Source organism: Streptomyces sp. NPDC023481, from assembly GCF_055560195.1.
Map to the genome: position 1 here is coordinate 25,677 of NZ_JBVHJE010000005.1, position 14,153 is coordinate 39,829.

The following is a 14,153-nucleotide window of genomic DNA, read 5'->3' on the forward strand; positions in this document are numbered from 1 at the left end:
GGAGAACGCCGTGCGCCTCACCCGTACCCTGCGCTCCTCGGCCGTCTGCGCCGCCGCCCTGCTGCTCGCCGCGGCCTGCGACTCCGCCGTCTCCGGCGGCCCCTCGGCGACCGGCCTCAACCCGCCCGACCTCAAGGCACCGACGAAGCTCGGCCCGACCGAGGGCCAGGTCAACCTGATCGCCTGGGCCGGATACGTCGAGGACGGCTCCGACGACCCCAAGGTGAACTGGGTCGGCGACTTCGAGAAGCGGACGGGCTGCCAGGTCCACTCCAAGGTCGCCGCCAGCTCGGACGAGATGGTCAAGCTGATGAAGACCGGCCAGTACGACGCCGTCTCCGCCTCCGGCGACGCCTCCCTGCGCCTGATCGCCTCCGGTGACGCCGCCCCCGTCAACACCGGACTCGTCCCCAACTACCGTGACGTCTTCGCCGGGTTGAAGAACGGCGCCTGGAACTCCGTACACGGGCGGATGTACGGCATCCCGCACGGCCGGGGCGCCAACCTGCTGATGTACAACACCGCGAAGGTCGCGCCCGCGCCCACCTCCTGGTCGGCCGTCTTCGACGGCGCCCCGCGGTACAAGGGGCACGTCACGGCGTACGACTCACCGATCTACATCGCCGACGCGGCCCTGTACCTGAAGGCCACCAAGCCCGGCCTGGGGATCGAGAACCCGTACGCCCTCGACCAGAAGCAGTTCGACGCGGCCGTGGCGCTGCTCAAGCGGCAGAACGCGGACGTCGGCGAGTACTGGAGCGACTACCTGAAGGAGGTCTCCGCCTTCAAGAGCGGGGACTCGGTGATCGGCACCACCTGGCAGGTCATCGCCAACCTCGCCTCCTCCGAGGGCGCGAAGGTCAGGGCGCTGGTCCCGAAGGAGGGTTCGACCGGCTGGTCGGACACCTGGATGGTCTCCGCGAAGGCCAAGCATCCCAACTGCGCCTACAAGTGGCTCGACTGGATCGTCTCCCCCAAGGTCAACGCCCAGGTCGCCGAGTACTTCGGCGAGGCCCCGGCCAACTCCAGGGCGTGCGCGCATACCTCGGACAGGAACTTCTGCACCGTCTACCACGCCGCCGACGAGAACTACTGGAAGAGGATCGCCTTCTGGAACACGCCCATCGAGCAGTGCCTGGACGGCCGTACGGACGTGAAGTGCGTGCCGTACGCCAAGTGGGTGCAGGCCTGGACCGAGATCAAGGGCTGAGCAGTGACGACCGAAGCGCCGGCCGACGCCGGCCGGGGCACCGCCCGGCGGCTCGCCGGGACCCTGCACCGCAGGCCCCGGCTGCGCCTGGCCCTGCTGCTCACCGCCCCGCTGCTGTGGCTGACCGTCCTCTACCTCGGTTCGCTGGCGGTCCTGTTCGTGTCCGCCTTCTGGACGACGAACTCCTTCACCTCCCAGGTGGTGAAGGTCTGGTCGACGGACAACTTCCACGCGCTGTTCACCACGCCGGTCTTCCGCCAGGTCGTCCTGCGCAGCGTCGCGGTGGCCCTCGCGGTGACCGTGCTGTGCGCGGTGATCGCCTTCCCGGTCGCCTTCTACACCGCGCGCGTGGCCCGGCCAAGGTGGCGTCCGCTGCTCGTCGTGGCCATCCTCACCCCGCTGTGGGCGAGTTACCTGGTCAAGGTGTACGCCTGGCGGCTGATCCTGTCCGAGGGCGGCCTCGCCGACTGGGTGCTGGCGCCGTTCGGACTCGGCGGCCCCGGCTACGGCCTGCCCGCCACGGTCCTCACCCTGACCTACCTCTGGCTGCCGTACATGATCCTGCCGATCCACACCGCCCTGGAGCAGCTCCCGGCCGGACTGCTCGACGCCTCCGCCGACCTCGGGGCGCGTGCGGGGCGGACGTTCCGCTCGGTGGTGCTGCCCATGGTGCTGCCGTCGGTCGCCGCCGGGTCGGTGTTCACCTTCTCGCTCAGCCTCGGCGACTACATCACCGTGCAGATCGTCGGCGGCAAGACGCAGCTGATCGGCAACCTCGTGTACGCCAACATCGAACTCAACCTGCCCATGGCCGCCGCGCTGGGCACCGTGCCCGTGGCCGTGATCGTCCTGTACCTGCTGGCGATCCGCCGCACGGGCGCGCTGAACAGCCTGTAGCCCGCCGCCGCACGCCTGGAGAGGAAGAACGCCATGCATCTCGGCCGCACCGCGCGCATCGCCCTGCGCATCGGCGCGGGGCTCGGGTTCGCGCTGATCTACGTCCCGCTGCTGCTCGTCCTGGTCGACTCCCTGAACCCCGACCGCAGCGCGAGCTGGCCGCCGCCGGGGCTCACCATGCGCTGGTGGTCGGTGGCCGCGCACGACTCCGGTGCCCGCGCCGCCCTGTGGACCTCGGTGAGGGCGGGGCTGGGGGCGACGGCCGTCGCGCTGGTCCTCGGCACCCTGATCGCCTTCGCCGTGGCCCGGCACCGCTTCTTCGGCCGCGACACCGTCTCCTTCGTCGTCGTCCTGCCGATCGCGCTGCCCGGCATCGTCACGGGGATCGCCCTGAACTCGGCGTTCAGCACGGTCCTGGCTCCGCTGGGCGTGGGTCTCGGCCTGTTCACCGTGATCGTCGGGCACGCCACCTTCTGCATCGTCGTGGTGTTCAACAACGTGGTGGCCCGCCTGCGCCGTACGGCCTCCTCCTACGAGGAGGCGGCCATGGACCTCGGCGCGACCCCCTTCCGCGCCTTCAGGGACGTCACCTTCCCCCTCGTCCGCTCCGCGCTCCTGGCGGGCGGTCTGCTCGCCTTCGCCCTCTCCTTCGACGAGATCGTGGTCACCACGTTCACCGCGGGTCCGGGCATCGAGACCCTCCCCGTCTGGATCCTCGACAACATGACCCGCCCCCGGCAGGCCCCGGTGGTCAACGTCGTGGCCGCCGTACTGGTCCTGCTGTCGGTGATCCCGATCTACGTCGCCCAACGCCTGTCGGCGGACACCGCGACATCGAGCCGGGTGTGAACCCCCAGCCGGACAGCACCGGCGCCGGCCGGCGCACCGCCAACGTGGGGACAGTCGGGGGCGACACCTGCGCGCTGTGGGGTGTCGTGGGCGGGTTGGTGGAAACCTGCGGGCCATGAACAACCCTCCCAGCATCAACAGTTACGTCGACCGGGTCACGGCCGGTCCCGGTGGGGCGCTGACCGACGAGGTCGGTGTCGTCACCGGTGACCTCACCGTCGCCACCATCCTGCTGGCCGACGGCCACAGCGCGCGGGTCGCCATCCAGCACTCCGGGAGCGACTCCTGGTACACCCTCGCCGGCAGCCCCGCCCCGGTGCCGGCCGGCCAACTCGCCGCCTACCACCGGGATCTGCTGGGCCGTATCCGACGGGGCGGCGGAACACGCGCGACGTGAACCGGGGCCGCAGGGCTGCGTGAGACGCCGCTCACGGGTAACCCGCGATGTCATGAACGCGTTGAAGAAGCGGAGCCAGCAGCAGCCGAGCGAGCAGCCGACCGCACCGGTGCGAAAACCGCCCTGCCCGGTCACCACCGCGGCCGTCGGCGGAGCGGGGAGGTAGCCGTGCTCTTCCTGGTCGTCGCCCTGCTCCTGCTGGGCCTCGTCGTGGGAACGGCCGCCTATCTCCCCTGGCCGCTCACGCTGGTGCTCGGTTCCCTCATCGCCGTCTGGCTCGTCGTCTTCGCGGGCCGCGAACGGCGCCGCCGCAACCGTACGAGGAGGGTCTGAGATGCGGCTGACCGCTCCCGCCTCGTACCGGACCGGCCGCCGGGACACCGAGGGCATGGCCGTGGCCTCCTTCGTCCTCGGGCTCGTCGGACTGCTCGTCCTCAACCTCGTCCTCGGCCCCATCGCCATCGTGCTGGCCGTCGTCGCCCTGCGGCGGAACACCCCCCGCCGCTTCCGCGCCCTCCTCGGCCTCGGACTGGGCATCGCGGACCTGGTCCTGCTCGCCGTCCTGGCGTCCGCGCACGGAACGGCGTCCTGGTACGTGTGGGGCGGCTGACCACCGCGCGGCCGACCACCGCGGGGCTGTGCCACCGGGCGGCGGGGCGCGCCGGGTTTCGGGGCCGCGCTCCGGGGGAGTCGGTGCCCGTGGTGTCGTATGGCCCCCCTCACCGCGTGGACCTGCCGGCGCTGCGGGCCGACCGGCTGACCCGGACGTTCGCGCACCGGCCCTACCCGCCCGCTCGCATGCAGCCCCTCCTGCCGCGCGGGCTCGCCGTGGACACGTACGACGGTTCGGTGCGGCTGAGCCTTACGCCGTTCGTCATGGCCGGCGTGCGCCCACCCGGCTCGCCCGCGCACGCGCCCCCGTTCGCGGGGACCGACCCGCGCACCTGCGGGCGGGGCCCGGACGGCGTCCGGAACGTACGCCTGGGTGTCCCGCACCCGGTACGGTCCCGCGGCCGGACCCTCCCCTGTGCCGCCCCGGACGGATGAACCCGGCCGCACCGGGCCCCGCCCGGCTCCGCTTCGACGGCTGGATCGCCGGTATCGGCACGGCGTCCGGGACCCGTGTCGTGCTCGGCCACTGGCCGCGCTCGCCGTTCGGCCCGTTCAGCGACGTGATGCTGGAGCAGGAGGACGGCCACCGCCTGCTGCTGGCCCCGACCCGGCGCACGGCGGACTTCGTCGCGGGCACCTACGCCTTCGACGAGGTACGGATCGTGCCGGTACGGGTCCGTGTCACCGGCGACCGCTGGACGGTCACCGCCGGTGCGCTGCTCGACCTGCGCCTCACCATCGGCCGCAGAGGTCCGCCGGGCCTGCTGCTGAGGGCCGTGCCCGCGGCGCTGGCCGCCCGCCCCGGCTGGACGGCGCTGACCGACCCGCCGGCCCGGGTGCTGCTCCGGACGCGGACCCGTGGGAGCGCGGGCGGCGGCCGGCGCGAGTGGTACGGCGCCCGCGATCTGCACCGGATCACCGCGGCGAGTGCCGTCCACGAAGGGCGGGACCTCGGCCCCCTCACCCCGGTCGAGCCCCCCGTCCGGTTCGGATTCGGTTCGGCACCCCGCTCCCCCAGCCTGGTACGTGTCACGACGACGGTGAGCGTGCCGCGCGAGCAACCAAGGAGGACCGCCATGAACGGACCGGTACGGTCCCGTACGCCCCGGCCGCACCCCGCCGGTGGCACCGACATGAAGCTGCTCGGCATCTACCTCAACGACCACCTCGCCGGCGCCACCGCCGGCACCCAGCGGGTCGGCCACCTGGCGCGCGCGTCCCGCGGTACCGCGCTCGGCCGTGCCCTCGACGTCGTGGCCACCGAGATCGCCGAGGACCGGGCGGCACTCCTGGACATCATGCGCGACCTGGACGTCCCCGTGCGCCACTACAAGGTCTGGGCGGCCTGGGCGGCCGAGAAGGCGGCCCGGCTGAAGGGCAACGGCCGCCTGGTACGGCGCTCTCCGCTCAGTACCGTGCTGGAGCTGGAGGCGCTGCGGATGGCGGTGGAGGGCAAGGCGGCCGGGTGGACCACCCTGCGCCGGCTCGCCCCGGCCGACGAGCGCCTGGACCCCGCGCTGCTCGACACGCTCCTCGACCGGGCCGAGCGCCAGCAGGACACCGTGGAGGAGTGGCGCGTGCACGAGGCCGAGACGGCGCTGCGCGCCACCGGCCGGGCCGCCGCGTGACCCCTCCCCGGGACAGCGCCACAGGCAGGAGTCGGCCGTGATCGAACTGGCCGCGGTGTTCGCCGTCGCGGGAGCGGCGAGCAACGCCGTGGGCACCGCGTTCCAGCGCAAGGCGGCCTCGGCCAGCAGCCGCGGCGGGCTCCGGCTGATCGCCGAGCTGGTGCGCCGGCCCTTCTGGGTGATCGGCATGGCCGGCGTGATCTGTGCCGCGCTGTTCCAGAGCCTGGCGCTGGTCAACGGCCCGCTCGCACTGGTCCAGCCGCTGTTCATCCTGGAGCTGCCGTTCGCGCTGCTGGTCGCGGCGCCGCTGATGCACCGGCGGCTGCCCCCGTGGGGCTGGTGGGGAGTGGGCGGCTCTGTGGCGGGCCTCGCCGTGCTGCTCGTGTCCGCCGCCCCGCACGGCGCGATCGATCACGCGCCCCTCACCCGGTGGGTTCCGGCGCTGTGCCTGTGCGTCGGCGCGATGGCCGCGGCCGTGCTCCTGGCGGGCCGGGGCCGCCCGCCCGCCCGGCGTGCCGCGCTCCTGGCCACCGCCTCCGCGACGGGCAACGCCCTGACCGCCGCCCTCCTGAAGTCGGCCAGCGGCACCTTCGCCGACCACGGCTTCCCGGCGTTCCTGCGGTCGTGGCAGACGTACGGCTTCGCGTGCGCCGGTGTCGCCTCCGTGCTGCTGCTGGAGAACGCGTTGCAGGCCGGTCCGCTGGCGGCGGCACAGCCCGCGCTGACCATCGGTGACGCGGTGGTGAGTCTGACCCTGGGGATCACCCTGTTCGACGAGCGGATCCGCACCGGCTGGTGGCTCGTGCCGGAGGCCTGCGGTGCCCTGCTGATCGTGGGCGGTGTGCTGGTCCTCAGCCGGGCCGTGCAGCGCATCGTCGTGCTGCCGGTACCGGCCGAGAAGCAGCGTTCCCCGACGTGAGGCGGCCGGGGGCCGGTCCGCCGGGCGACGGGGGGCTCGTGCAGGCCCGAGCTCCCCGCGTCGTCGGTCGCACGAGGCTGACGGGCGCCTCGGTGACGGCGTGCATAGCATCCAGGTATGGCAGATATTCCGGACGAACTGGTCAGGCTGGAGCGTTCCGCCGAAGCGGAGCGCGCGCAGCTGGCCGGCCTGAGCGGCGAGGAGTACGACGCCCAGTGGCAGGCTTGGCGACGGGCGTCCGAGGCGTTCGAGGCCGCGGTGACCGAGCACTCGGCGCGCGGGGGCATGTCGCGGTCCGAGCTGGAGCAGAGGGTGAAGAAGGCGGTCCGGGGCGCGGAGGAGGACCCGGCGCGGTAGCCGGCCCCGGCCGGCCGGTGCGGGCCGGGTCCGGCTACCGTCGGCGGCCGTCCGCGGTGCTGCCCGGTCAGGACGTGACGATGACCCGGCGGCCGCTGTCGCTCGCGTCGACGCACTCCTGGTACGGGTTCGGGTCACCCTGACGCTCCTGGCACGTCCACGCGGCCCCGCCGACGCGGACCGTCGCTGGCACCTCCCCGGAACCGGACACGGCCTTGGAGTAGGCACGCGCCACGCGCAGGGCCGTGGCGCAGGGCACGCTCCGCTCGGCCGACACCGCCAGGCCGGTGGCCTCCTCCGCACCGCAGTACGACACCGCGGGTCGAGCGGTGTCGGAACCGGTGGCAGCGGTGCCGGCGACCGCGTGGGCCGGGGCGGCCCAGACGCCCAGCGCGGCGGCTGCCAGCAGGGCCGCGGTCATGCTCTTCCTCTTCGAGCGCATGGGGTGTGCCTCCCTCACGGCGATGACGGGTGGTGGCCTGTGCGTGCGTCCCCGGGGCGGGGAAGGCCGGGTATGCCGTGTACCCACCCTTCCCCGGTTCGCGAGCCCCTTACCGGTGTCAGCCGTTGACGAAGGTGAGGCTGTTCGCGTCGTACCGGTCGCCCGCGATCCGCTCGACCGGGGCGGCGGCCTCGATCGCGGCGAGGTCCTCCGGGGTCAGCTCGACGTCCAGGGCGGCGAGGTTCTCCTCCAGGTACCGCTGCCGCCGGGTGCCGGGGATCGGCACCACGTCCTCGCCCCGGTACTGCACCCAGGCCAGGGCCAGCTGACCGGCGGAGACGGACTTGGCGGCGGCCAGCTCCTCCAGCTTGGCCACGATCGCCAGGTTCCGTTCGAGGTTGCCGTCGGTGAACCGCGGCTGGCTGCGCCGCACGTCGGTCTCGGCCAGTCCTTCGACCGAGTGGTAGCGGCCGGTGAGGAAGCCGCGGCCGAGCGGCGAGAACGGGACCAGGCCGATGCCCAGCTCGCGGCAGACCGGGGCGACCTCCGCCTCCAGGTCCCGGGTCCACAACGACCACTCGCTCTGCAGCGCCGAGATCGGGTGCACCGCGTGCGCGCGCCGGATGGTCTGCGCGCCGGCCTCGGACAGTCCCAGGTGACGGACCTTGCCGGCCCGCACCAGCTCGGCCATGGCACCGACGGTCTCCTCGATCGGCACCCGCGGGTCGACCCGGTGCTGGTAGTAGAGGTCGATGTGGTCGACACCGAGCCGGCGCAGCGAGGCCTCACACGCCTGGCGTACGTAGGCGGCGTCGCCGCGGATCAGGGTGGGCTCGCCCAGGCGGTTGGCGAAGCCGAACTTGGTGGCCAGCACCACCTCGTCACGCCGTCCGGCGACGGCCCGCCCGATCAGCTCCTCGTTGTGGCCGAAGCCGTAGAAGTCCGAGGTGTCGAGGAAGGTCACGCCGAGGTCGAGGGCGCGGTGCAGGGTGGCGGTCGACTGTGCGTCGTCCGTGGCGCCGTACCCGTGGCTCATGCCCATGCAGCCGAGGCCCTGCGCGGAGACGGCCAGTTCGCCCAGGTACCGGGTGGGGACGTCGGTCATGCTGCTGCCTCCTGGGCTCGTCGATCGTTTCCCAGGACGCTAGGTGTTGGAGCGCACTCCAAGTCAAACCCGCGCCCTCGGCCGGTGTGCTCCGCACGTGTGAGGAGGAGCGGACGGCGTGGGCGCAGCGGGCATACCGGGGGTGTCGCCCTCGTCCAGTCCGAAAGGTTCCGGCATGAAACGCCTCGCGCTTCCCGCCCTGGTCGTCTTCGCGGTCCTCGCCCCGGGTGGGACGGCCACCGCGCTCGACACGGCCGACCAGCCGGGAGGGAGGCGAACGGCGCCTCGGGCGGAGGACTACACCTGGGTCGAGGGCCGGCATGCCGTGCTGGCACCCGGTCGGTCCGGTGGTTCCGAGGCCCAGTGCCCGCCGGGGCAGGTGCCGACGGGTGGTGGCTACGACGCCTTCGACGCGGGCGGTGCCGACCTCATGGTGCGAACGAACGCGCCGACCAGCGACGGGTGGCGGGCCGTGGCCCGGAACACCGGCTCCAGCCGCACGACCGAGTTCTGGGCCGTGGTGCTGTGCGCTCCCGGCACCCAGACCCGGACCCCCCGGCTCGCACCGGTCGCCCCCTGGTGATCAGGGCGAGACCCACGGAGCCGACGTACGCGTCGGTACCTCTCGTGGCGCTCACCGCCCGGGTCGCGGCCGCCTTCCCGGCCGGCGGCCGTGGTGGGGCTCACCCCGGGGGCCGTGGCCACCCGGGTGCGGGACAGGTGCAGGGCCTCGCACGGGGCGCGGCGCTGTTCGGGTCGTCAGTGCGCCGCGGGCAGGACCTGGACGGTGTCCCCGACCGCGCGTTCGCCGGCCGCGTCGGAGGGGTGGTTGACCAGGGTGCCGTCGACGGCCATCGCGGTGGAGCCGCCGCCGTCGAGGTTCATCGCCTGTACGGCGCCGAGGGACTTCATGAACGCGGCGGCCTCGTAGAGGGTGAACCCCTCGCTGCCGTTCGTCTGCCGTCCGTCCACCGTCGCCAGGATCAGCCGGCCCCGCCGGTCGACGCCCGCCAGGGTGCGCGGCTGGCGAACGTCGGCCCAGGCGTATCCGAAGGAGGTGTACTCGGGGTCGACCACGCCTTCGGCGGCGGCGTCGATGTCGATGCGGCCGTCCTTCACCAGCGTCGGCGCCGCGCTGACGAGGGAGTCGCCGCCGTCGAGCGTGACGCGCCGGCCACCGGCGGTGCGGACGACCTCGCTCACCTCGATACGGCGGTTCCGCTCGGCGTGCGCCGTCAGCCAGTCGGCCGCCCCGCCGATGCCTTGCAGCACCTGCCCGCCGTCGGGCACGCCTCGTCCACCGCGCGCGCCGATGGAGAGGACACGGCCGGACGCGTCCAGCACGACCTGGGTTCCGGGGCCGGTCGGCAGGGCGGCCCGGAAGGCACCGGTGAACCGGACCAGGTCGTCGGCCAGCCGGCAGGTCACGTCCTGCCAGGGCAGTTCGCTGGGCGTGCTGCCGGGGCGGCCGCAGTCCCGGACGGTGCCGGGCAGCCGGTTGATGCCCTGGACGGGGTAGGCGGCCTTGCCCGCCCGGGCGGTGGCGGTGCTCGTCAGGTCCGCGATCCGGATGGCGCGGCCGCCGTCCTCGATGAGCAGCGCGGAGCGGGAGCCGGCGGCCATCGACTCCAGTTCCCCGCGGTAGGCGCCGATCCCGGACATGGTGCCCGGCACCCCGTCGCCCGGTGACAGCACGAAGAAGCCGCCGTTCACCGCGACCAGCGAGCGCAGTTTCCGCGCCACCGCCGATGTGGTCTCGCGCCGTGTCACATCGCCGTCGTGGGTGGCCTCGACGGTCCCGTCGAAGGTCCTCGGGTCGATCACGGCCACGTGGACGTTCTCCAGGTCGGTCGGCTCCTGGACGTCGTACCCGGTCCAGGTCGGGGTCGTGCGGAATCCGGCCGCGGTGACCGCCGCCGCGGCCGTCCGCGCCTCCTGCTGGGTGGCGAAACGGCCGATCCGGACCCGGTAGCCCATCAGCCCGTGCGGGGTGTCGGCGTAGGACGGCCACCGCACGCCTTCCACGCGCGGCCGGAAGCCGGCCCGGGTCAGGGCGCGGGCCGTGTCGTCGGCCCATGCGCGGGTGGAGACCTCGGCCCAGGTCACGGGCGCGTCCGGATCGTTCGAGGTCCACCGGCTGCTGGTCGGCGCCTGTACGGTGACCGTCCAGGAGTGCCGTGTGCCGGGGTGCCGGAGGACACCGGTGCGGACCGTGACGCCGGGGGCGACGGTCTGCGTGCTCCACTGCTCGGCCCCCTTCGGGTGTGCCGGGCCGGCCTCCGCCGCACCGGGCAGGAAGGCGGGGGCGGCGACGGCGAGCACGAGGGCTGCCGCGAGCCGGGCACGGACACGGGCGGAGCGCCGTGCGGCACCCCGGACGCGGGTACGAGGCATGCGCATGCACCTCACGAGGGTCGGGGGGCGACCGTGCCCCGAACACACCTTGAACGATGGTCCACTTCACCGGCCGTACGTGACATCCACTGTCTCGCGAACGGAAGGAATCACAACAGGCACGTGAACTCGCCATCGCCCGCCGTGAGTCGACGGGGTCCACGACCGTGGTGGCGTGGGTGGCGCGTGGGGTGCGGCCGGAACGTGTCCCCGCCCGTGCCCCGTGCCTCAGGGCAGCCGTGGCATCAGCTCCGTCGCTGTCCACTCCATGGCTTCCTCGACGTGTTCCCCGGCGACGGGCAGCCAGAGGGTGCAGACGGTGGCTCCCGCCTCGGCGAGGCGGGTGAGGCCGGCGGCGATGGTCGCCGCGGTGCCGCCGAGCGGCCGGCCCGGTGCCGTGACCGTCGCGGGGAGGCCGGGCGGGGTGAGGAACACGGACGTGGCGAGGGTGAGGCGGTCGGCGTCCGCCGTGCCGGCGAGAGCGTGCAGGCGGCGTCGTACGTCGGTGATCTCGGCGGCGTCGGCACCGGTGCCGTACCAGCCGTCGCCGAACCGCAGCGCGCGGCGCAGGGCGGCGTCGCTGTGGCCGCCGACCCACACGGGCGGCCCGCCGGCGGTGACCGGGGGCACGCCGAGGTGTGCCGCGCGCAGAGTGGTGAACGGCCCCTCGAAGTCCGCGGGCCGCCGGGTCCACAGGGCCCGGGCGGCGGCGAGGTGGTCGTCTGTGAGTGCACCACGGTCCCGGGTGGAGACCCCGACGGCGGCGAACTCGTCCGGGTTCCAGCCGGTGCCGACGCCCAGGACGAGGCGGCCGCCGGAGACGACGTCCAGGGTCGCGGCCTGGTTGGCGAGCACCAGGGCCGGGTAGTACGGCGCGACGAGTACGGACGTCAGCAGGCGCAGGCGGGTCGTCGCCCCCGCGACGGCCGCCAGCAGCACGAACGGGTCCGTGTCGAGGCCGAAGCCGCTGTCCAGGAGGCGGTTGCCGACCGCGACGTGGTCGAAGCCGAGCTCTTCGGCACGGCGTGCGGCGCGGAGCGGGCCGGCCCCGTCGTCGAGCGGCCAGCGCGGTTGCAGGGAGACGCCGAGGCGCAGCTGGGGCATGGGGTCGCCTTTCGGTGGCCGTACGACGGTCGGCGGACCGTCCTGTCACCCCGTCCCAACTCCCGCGCCGGGACTGTTCATCCCCGCCGGGGCACCCCGAAACACCCTGCCGTCGGCCGCCGGGCGGCGAGGCGCTTCACCGGTCGTCCGTTCCGGCGACACTCCCTGGTCATGGTAGGTTCACAGAAAACTCGAAGCCGCCCCGGGTCGCCCGGTGTTTTGGAGCGCGTTATCATGCCTGGCGCCACCGTTTCGGTCGTCATCGCCGCGTACAACGCGATGCCGTACCTGACGCAGTGCATCACCTCGGTCGCGGAGCAGAGCATCGGCCGTGAGCGGCTCGAGGTCATCGTCGTGGACGACGGTTCGACGGACGGCACGGCCGACGAGCTGGAGCGCCTCCAGAGCCTCTACCCGGAGATGCTGCGCGTCTTCCGGCAGGAGAACTCGGGCGGCCCGTCGGCCCCGCGCAACCTCGGACTCGACCACGCGACCGGCACGTTCGTGTTCTTCCTGGACGCCGACGACCGGCTCGGCCCCGAGGCACTGGACCGCATGGTGCGGATGGCCGAGGAGAACGGCACCGACGTCGTGCTCGGCAAGATGGTCGGGGTCGGCGGCCGTGGCGCACCCACGTCGATGTTCCAGCGCAACCAGCCGCGCACGGACGTGTTCTCCTCCCGGGTGTACTGGACGCTCAACCCGATGAAGCTGTTCCGCCGGGAGCTGCTGGAGCGGCACCGGCTGCGCTTCCCCACCGACCTGGCCATCGGCGAGGACCAGCTGTTCGTCGGCGCGGCCTACCTGCACGCCTCGGGCATCTCCGTGGTCGCCGACTACGACTGCCTGTACTGGATGCAGCGCGAGGACGGCGGCAACATCACCCTCCGTCTGAAGGGGACGCAGCGGCGGCTGCAGTTCCTGCCCCGCATGGTCGACCTGATCCTGGAGCTGGTGCCGCCCGGCCCGGGCCGCGACCACCTGGCGCACCGGCATCTGACCGTGGAAGTCCAGCAGTTGCTCGCCGGCCACCTCGTCCACGAGCCCCGCGACACTCAGCTCAAGACGCTGGACCGGCTCGCGGAGATCATCGAGCCCCTGTGGCACGAGGGCCTGAACGACCGGCTCTCGGCCATGGCCCGGCTGCGGCTGCACCTGGTGCGCCACCGCATGCTGGACGAGGTGCTCGAACTCGTCGCGTTCGAGAAGCGGCTCGCCAGGACCAAGGTCGCCACGCCGGTCCTCGTCGAGAACGGCCGGGCGCTGGCCCGCTACCCGTTCCTGCGTGACCCCGAGCGTGCGATCCCCGACGCGTGCTACGACGTCACCGCGCAGCTCGGCCTGCGCCACCACGTCGGCCGCGCCGAGATGGACGGCGGCGTGCTCCGCCTGGCCGGACACGGCTACCTGCACCGCGTGGAGACGCGGGACGTCAGCACGGAACTGGTCCTGCGTGAACGCGACAGCAGGACCGAGTACCGGCTGCCCGTCACGCACACCCCGACGCCGGGGCTCGGCGCGGACGAGGACGAGGGGCAGTACGCATACGACCTGGCCGGCTTCGAGGCCACCGTCGACATCGCGACCGCCGCCGACGGCCGGCCGCTCGCCGACGGGCTGTGGGACATCTCCCTCGCCGTCGGCGCCCAGGGGCTGGCCAAGGAGGTGCGGATCGGCAGCAAGCGCGCCGCCGACGTCTCCGGCGAGCCCGGCACCCGCGTGCTCGCCACCGGCGAGGGCCTGCGCGCCGTCACCCTCTACACCACCAAGCCGTACGGCAACTTCACGCTCGAACTCGGCGAGTCCAAGCACAGGGTGCGGCCGCTCCTGCGCGTCGACAAGGACATCCGCTGGGCCGACGGCTCCCCCACCGCGCTGCGCGTCGGGGGACGGCTGGACCTGGCCGAACACCCCGCGGACGCCCTCGCCCTGGTCCTGGATAACGGCACCGGCGACACCGTCACGCTCCCGGTCCGCGAGACGGCCGCCGACGGCACCTTCCACCTCACCGTGCCGGTCGACGCCCTCCCCGCCGGGGTGTGGACGGCGGAGCTGCGGCTCGGCCCCTGGTCCGTGCCGCTGCCCGCGCTGCCCCCGGGTCTGGCCCCCGCCAAGTGGCGCCGCCGGGCACTGCCCTGGTACGCCCGGCCGCTGCCCGGCACGACCGACCGCTTCGCGCTCAAGGTCGCGCGGACCGACCTCGTCAAGGGACTCGCCAACCGCCTCAGGTAGCGGGCGG

The 14,153-nt window shown here is 73.4% G+C and carries 16 protein-coding genes and 1 pseudogene; 13 read left to right on the forward strand and 4 right to left on the reverse strand.

The window, feature by feature from the left end; all coding sequences use genetic code 11:
- The first annotated feature begins 10 nt into the window (after positions 1-10).
- The 11 genes and pseudogenes from ACZ3ZD_RS12490 to ACZ3ZD_RS12540 all read left to right on the forward strand — a co-directional run bounded on the left by ACZ3ZD_RS12490 (position 11) and on the right by ACZ3ZD_RS12540 (position 6,869).
- The gene (locus ACZ3ZD_RS12490) at positions 11-1,210 is read left to right on the forward strand and encodes an ABC transporter substrate-binding protein (RefSeq protein WP_467395886.1); all 1,200 of its coding nucleotides are present in this window, start codon (positions 11-13) and stop codon (positions 1,208-1,210) included.
- 3 nt (positions 1,211-1,213) lie between these two features.
- Positions 1,214-2,107 (forward strand): ABC transporter permease, encoded by an 894-nt coding sequence (locus tag ACZ3ZD_RS12495; protein ID WP_467395888.1) that lies wholly within the window; start codon positions 1,214-1,216, stop codon positions 2,105-2,107.
- Between the two features lie 33 nt (positions 2,108-2,140).
- The gene (locus ACZ3ZD_RS12500; RefSeq protein WP_467395890.1) at positions 2,141-2,956 is read left to right on the forward strand and encodes an ABC transporter permease; all 816 of its coding nucleotides are present in this window, start codon (positions 2,141-2,143) and stop codon (positions 2,954-2,956) included.
- Between the two features lie 115 nt (positions 2,957-3,071).
- The gene (locus ACZ3ZD_RS12505; RefSeq protein WP_467395892.1) at positions 3,072-3,353 is read left to right on the forward strand and encodes a hypothetical protein; all 282 of its coding nucleotides are present in this window, start codon (positions 3,072-3,074) and stop codon (positions 3,351-3,353) included.
- Between the two features lie 168 nt (positions 3,354-3,521).
- Positions 3,522-3,686: a hypothetical protein gene (locus ACZ3ZD_RS12510; protein ID WP_199833654.1), complete on the forward strand. Its 165-nt coding sequence runs from the start codon at positions 3,522-3,524 to the stop codon at positions 3,684-3,686.
- Position 3,687: 1 nt separating this feature from the next.
- The gene (locus ACZ3ZD_RS12515) at positions 3,688-3,963 is read left to right on the forward strand and encodes a DUF4190 domain-containing protein (RefSeq protein WP_467395895.1); all 276 of its coding nucleotides are present in this window, start codon (positions 3,688-3,690) and stop codon (positions 3,961-3,963) included.
- Between the two features lie 116 nt (positions 3,964-4,079).
- A complete protein-coding gene (locus ACZ3ZD_RS12520; protein ID WP_467395897.1) occupies positions 4,080-4,400 on the forward strand; it encodes a DUF2071 domain-containing protein in 321 nt (106 codons plus the stop codon).
- Positions 4,397-5,023: pseudogene (locus ACZ3ZD_RS12525) on the forward strand (hypothetical protein); the annotation flags it as partial. The gene ACZ3ZD_RS12520 and the pseudogene ACZ3ZD_RS12525, both read left to right, overlap by 4 nt.
- Positions 5,024-5,041: 18 nt before the next feature.
- Positions 5,042-5,593: a hypothetical protein gene (locus ACZ3ZD_RS12530; protein WP_467396493.1), complete on the forward strand. Its 552-nt coding sequence runs from the start codon at positions 5,042-5,044 to the stop codon at positions 5,591-5,593.
- A 37-nt stretch (positions 5,594-5,630) separates the two neighbouring features.
- Positions 5,631-6,512 (forward strand): DMT family transporter, encoded by an 882-nt coding sequence (locus ACZ3ZD_RS12535; RefSeq protein ID WP_467395899.1) that lies wholly within the window; start codon positions 5,631-5,633, stop codon positions 6,510-6,512.
- A 117-nt stretch (positions 6,513-6,629) separates the two neighbouring features.
- Entirely contained in the window at positions 6,630-6,869 is a 240-nt protein-coding gene (locus ACZ3ZD_RS12540; protein ID WP_467395900.1) for a hypothetical protein, read from the forward strand.
- 67 nt (positions 6,870-6,936) lie between these two features.
- On the opposite strand, the gene ACZ3ZD_RS12545 is transcribed toward ACZ3ZD_RS12540, so the two are convergent.
- Both ACZ3ZD_RS12545 and ACZ3ZD_RS12550 read right to left on the reverse strand, forming a co-directional pair.
- Positions 6,937-7,311 carry a hypothetical protein gene (locus tag ACZ3ZD_RS12545; RefSeq protein WP_467395902.1) on the reverse strand — a complete coding sequence of 125 codons (375 nt, stop codon included), beginning with the start codon at positions 7,309-7,311 and terminating at the stop codon, positions 6,937-6,939.
- Between the two features lie 118 nt (positions 7,312-7,429).
- Positions 7,430-8,416: an aldo/keto reductase gene (locus tag ACZ3ZD_RS12550; protein WP_467395904.1), complete on the reverse strand. Its 987-nt coding sequence runs from the start codon at positions 8,414-8,416 to the stop codon at positions 7,430-7,432.
- A gap of 175 nt (positions 8,417-8,591) precedes the next feature.
- Here ACZ3ZD_RS12550 and ACZ3ZD_RS12555 point away from each other — a divergent pair, with 175 nt between their 5' ends.
- Complete coding sequence (locus ACZ3ZD_RS12555; protein WP_467395906.1) at positions 8,592-8,999, forward strand: hypothetical protein; 408 nt, start codon at positions 8,592-8,594, stop codon at positions 8,997-8,999.
- Positions 9,000-9,175: 176 nt separating this feature from the next.
- Here the strand turns inward: ACZ3ZD_RS12555 and ACZ3ZD_RS12560 are convergent, their stop codons facing one another.
- Entirely contained in the window at positions 9,176-10,810 is a 1,635-nt protein-coding gene (locus tag ACZ3ZD_RS12560; RefSeq protein WP_467395908.1) for a phosphodiester glycosidase family protein, read from the reverse strand.
- A gap of 228 nt (positions 10,811-11,038) precedes the next feature.
- Positions 11,039-11,914, reverse strand: coding sequence for a TIGR03619 family F420-dependent LLM class oxidoreductase (locus ACZ3ZD_RS12565; protein ID WP_467395910.1), 876 nt, complete (start codon positions 11,912-11,914; stop codon positions 11,039-11,041).
- 234 nt (positions 11,915-12,148) lie between these two features.
- Between ACZ3ZD_RS12565 and ACZ3ZD_RS12570 the strand changes: the two genes are divergently transcribed.
- Positions 12,149-14,146, forward strand: a complete 1,998-nt coding sequence (locus tag ACZ3ZD_RS12570; protein ID WP_467395912.1) for a glycosyltransferase — start codon at positions 12,149-12,151, stop codon at positions 14,144-14,146.
- Positions 14,147-14,153 lie beyond the last annotated feature (7 nt).

What these genes read in the sequence shown, in the direction of transcription:
- ACZ3ZD_RS12570 (WP_467395912.1), top strand. Translation starts at nt 12,149, where the DNA reads ATGCCTGGCGCCACCGTTTCGGTCGTCATCGCCGCGTACAACGCGATG.
- ACZ3ZD_RS12500 (WP_467395890.1), top strand. Translation starts at nt 2,141, where the DNA reads ATGCATCTCGGCCGCACCGCGCGCATCGCCCTGCGCATCGGCGCGGGG.
- ACZ3ZD_RS12530 (WP_467396493.1), top strand. Translation starts at nt 5,042, where the DNA reads ATGAACGGACCGGTACGGTCCCGTACGCCCCGGCCGCACCCCGCCGGT.
- ACZ3ZD_RS12515 (WP_467395895.1), top strand. Translation starts at nt 3,688, where the DNA reads ATGCGGCTGACCGCTCCCGCCTCGTACCGGACCGGCCGCCGGGACACC.
- ACZ3ZD_RS12540 (WP_467395900.1), top strand. Translation starts at nt 6,630, where the DNA reads ATGGCAGATATTCCGGACGAACTGGTCAGGCTGGAGCGTTCCGCCGAA.
- ACZ3ZD_RS12545 (WP_467395902.1), bottom strand. Translation starts at nt 7,311, where the DNA reads ATGCGCTCGAAGAGGAAGAGCATGACCGCGGCCCTGCTGGCAGCCGCC.
- ACZ3ZD_RS12555 (WP_467395906.1), top strand. Translation starts at nt 8,592, where the DNA reads ATGAAACGCCTCGCGCTTCCCGCCCTGGTCGTCTTCGCGGTCCTCGCC.
- ACZ3ZD_RS12550 (WP_467395904.1), bottom strand. Translation starts at nt 8,416, where the DNA reads ATGACCGACGTCCCCACCCGGTACCTGGGCGAACTGGCCGTCTCCGCG.
- ACZ3ZD_RS12560 (WP_467395908.1), bottom strand. Translation starts at nt 10,810, where the DNA reads ATGCCTCGTACCCGCGTCCGGGGTGCCGCACGGCGCTCCGCCCGTGTC.
- ACZ3ZD_RS12565 (WP_467395910.1), bottom strand. Translation starts at nt 11,914, where the DNA reads ATGCCCCAGCTGCGCCTCGGCGTCTCCCTGCAACCGCGCTGGCCGCTC.
- ACZ3ZD_RS12505 (WP_467395892.1), top strand. Translation starts at nt 3,072, where the DNA reads ATGAACAACCCTCCCAGCATCAACAGTTACGTCGACCGGGTCACGGCC.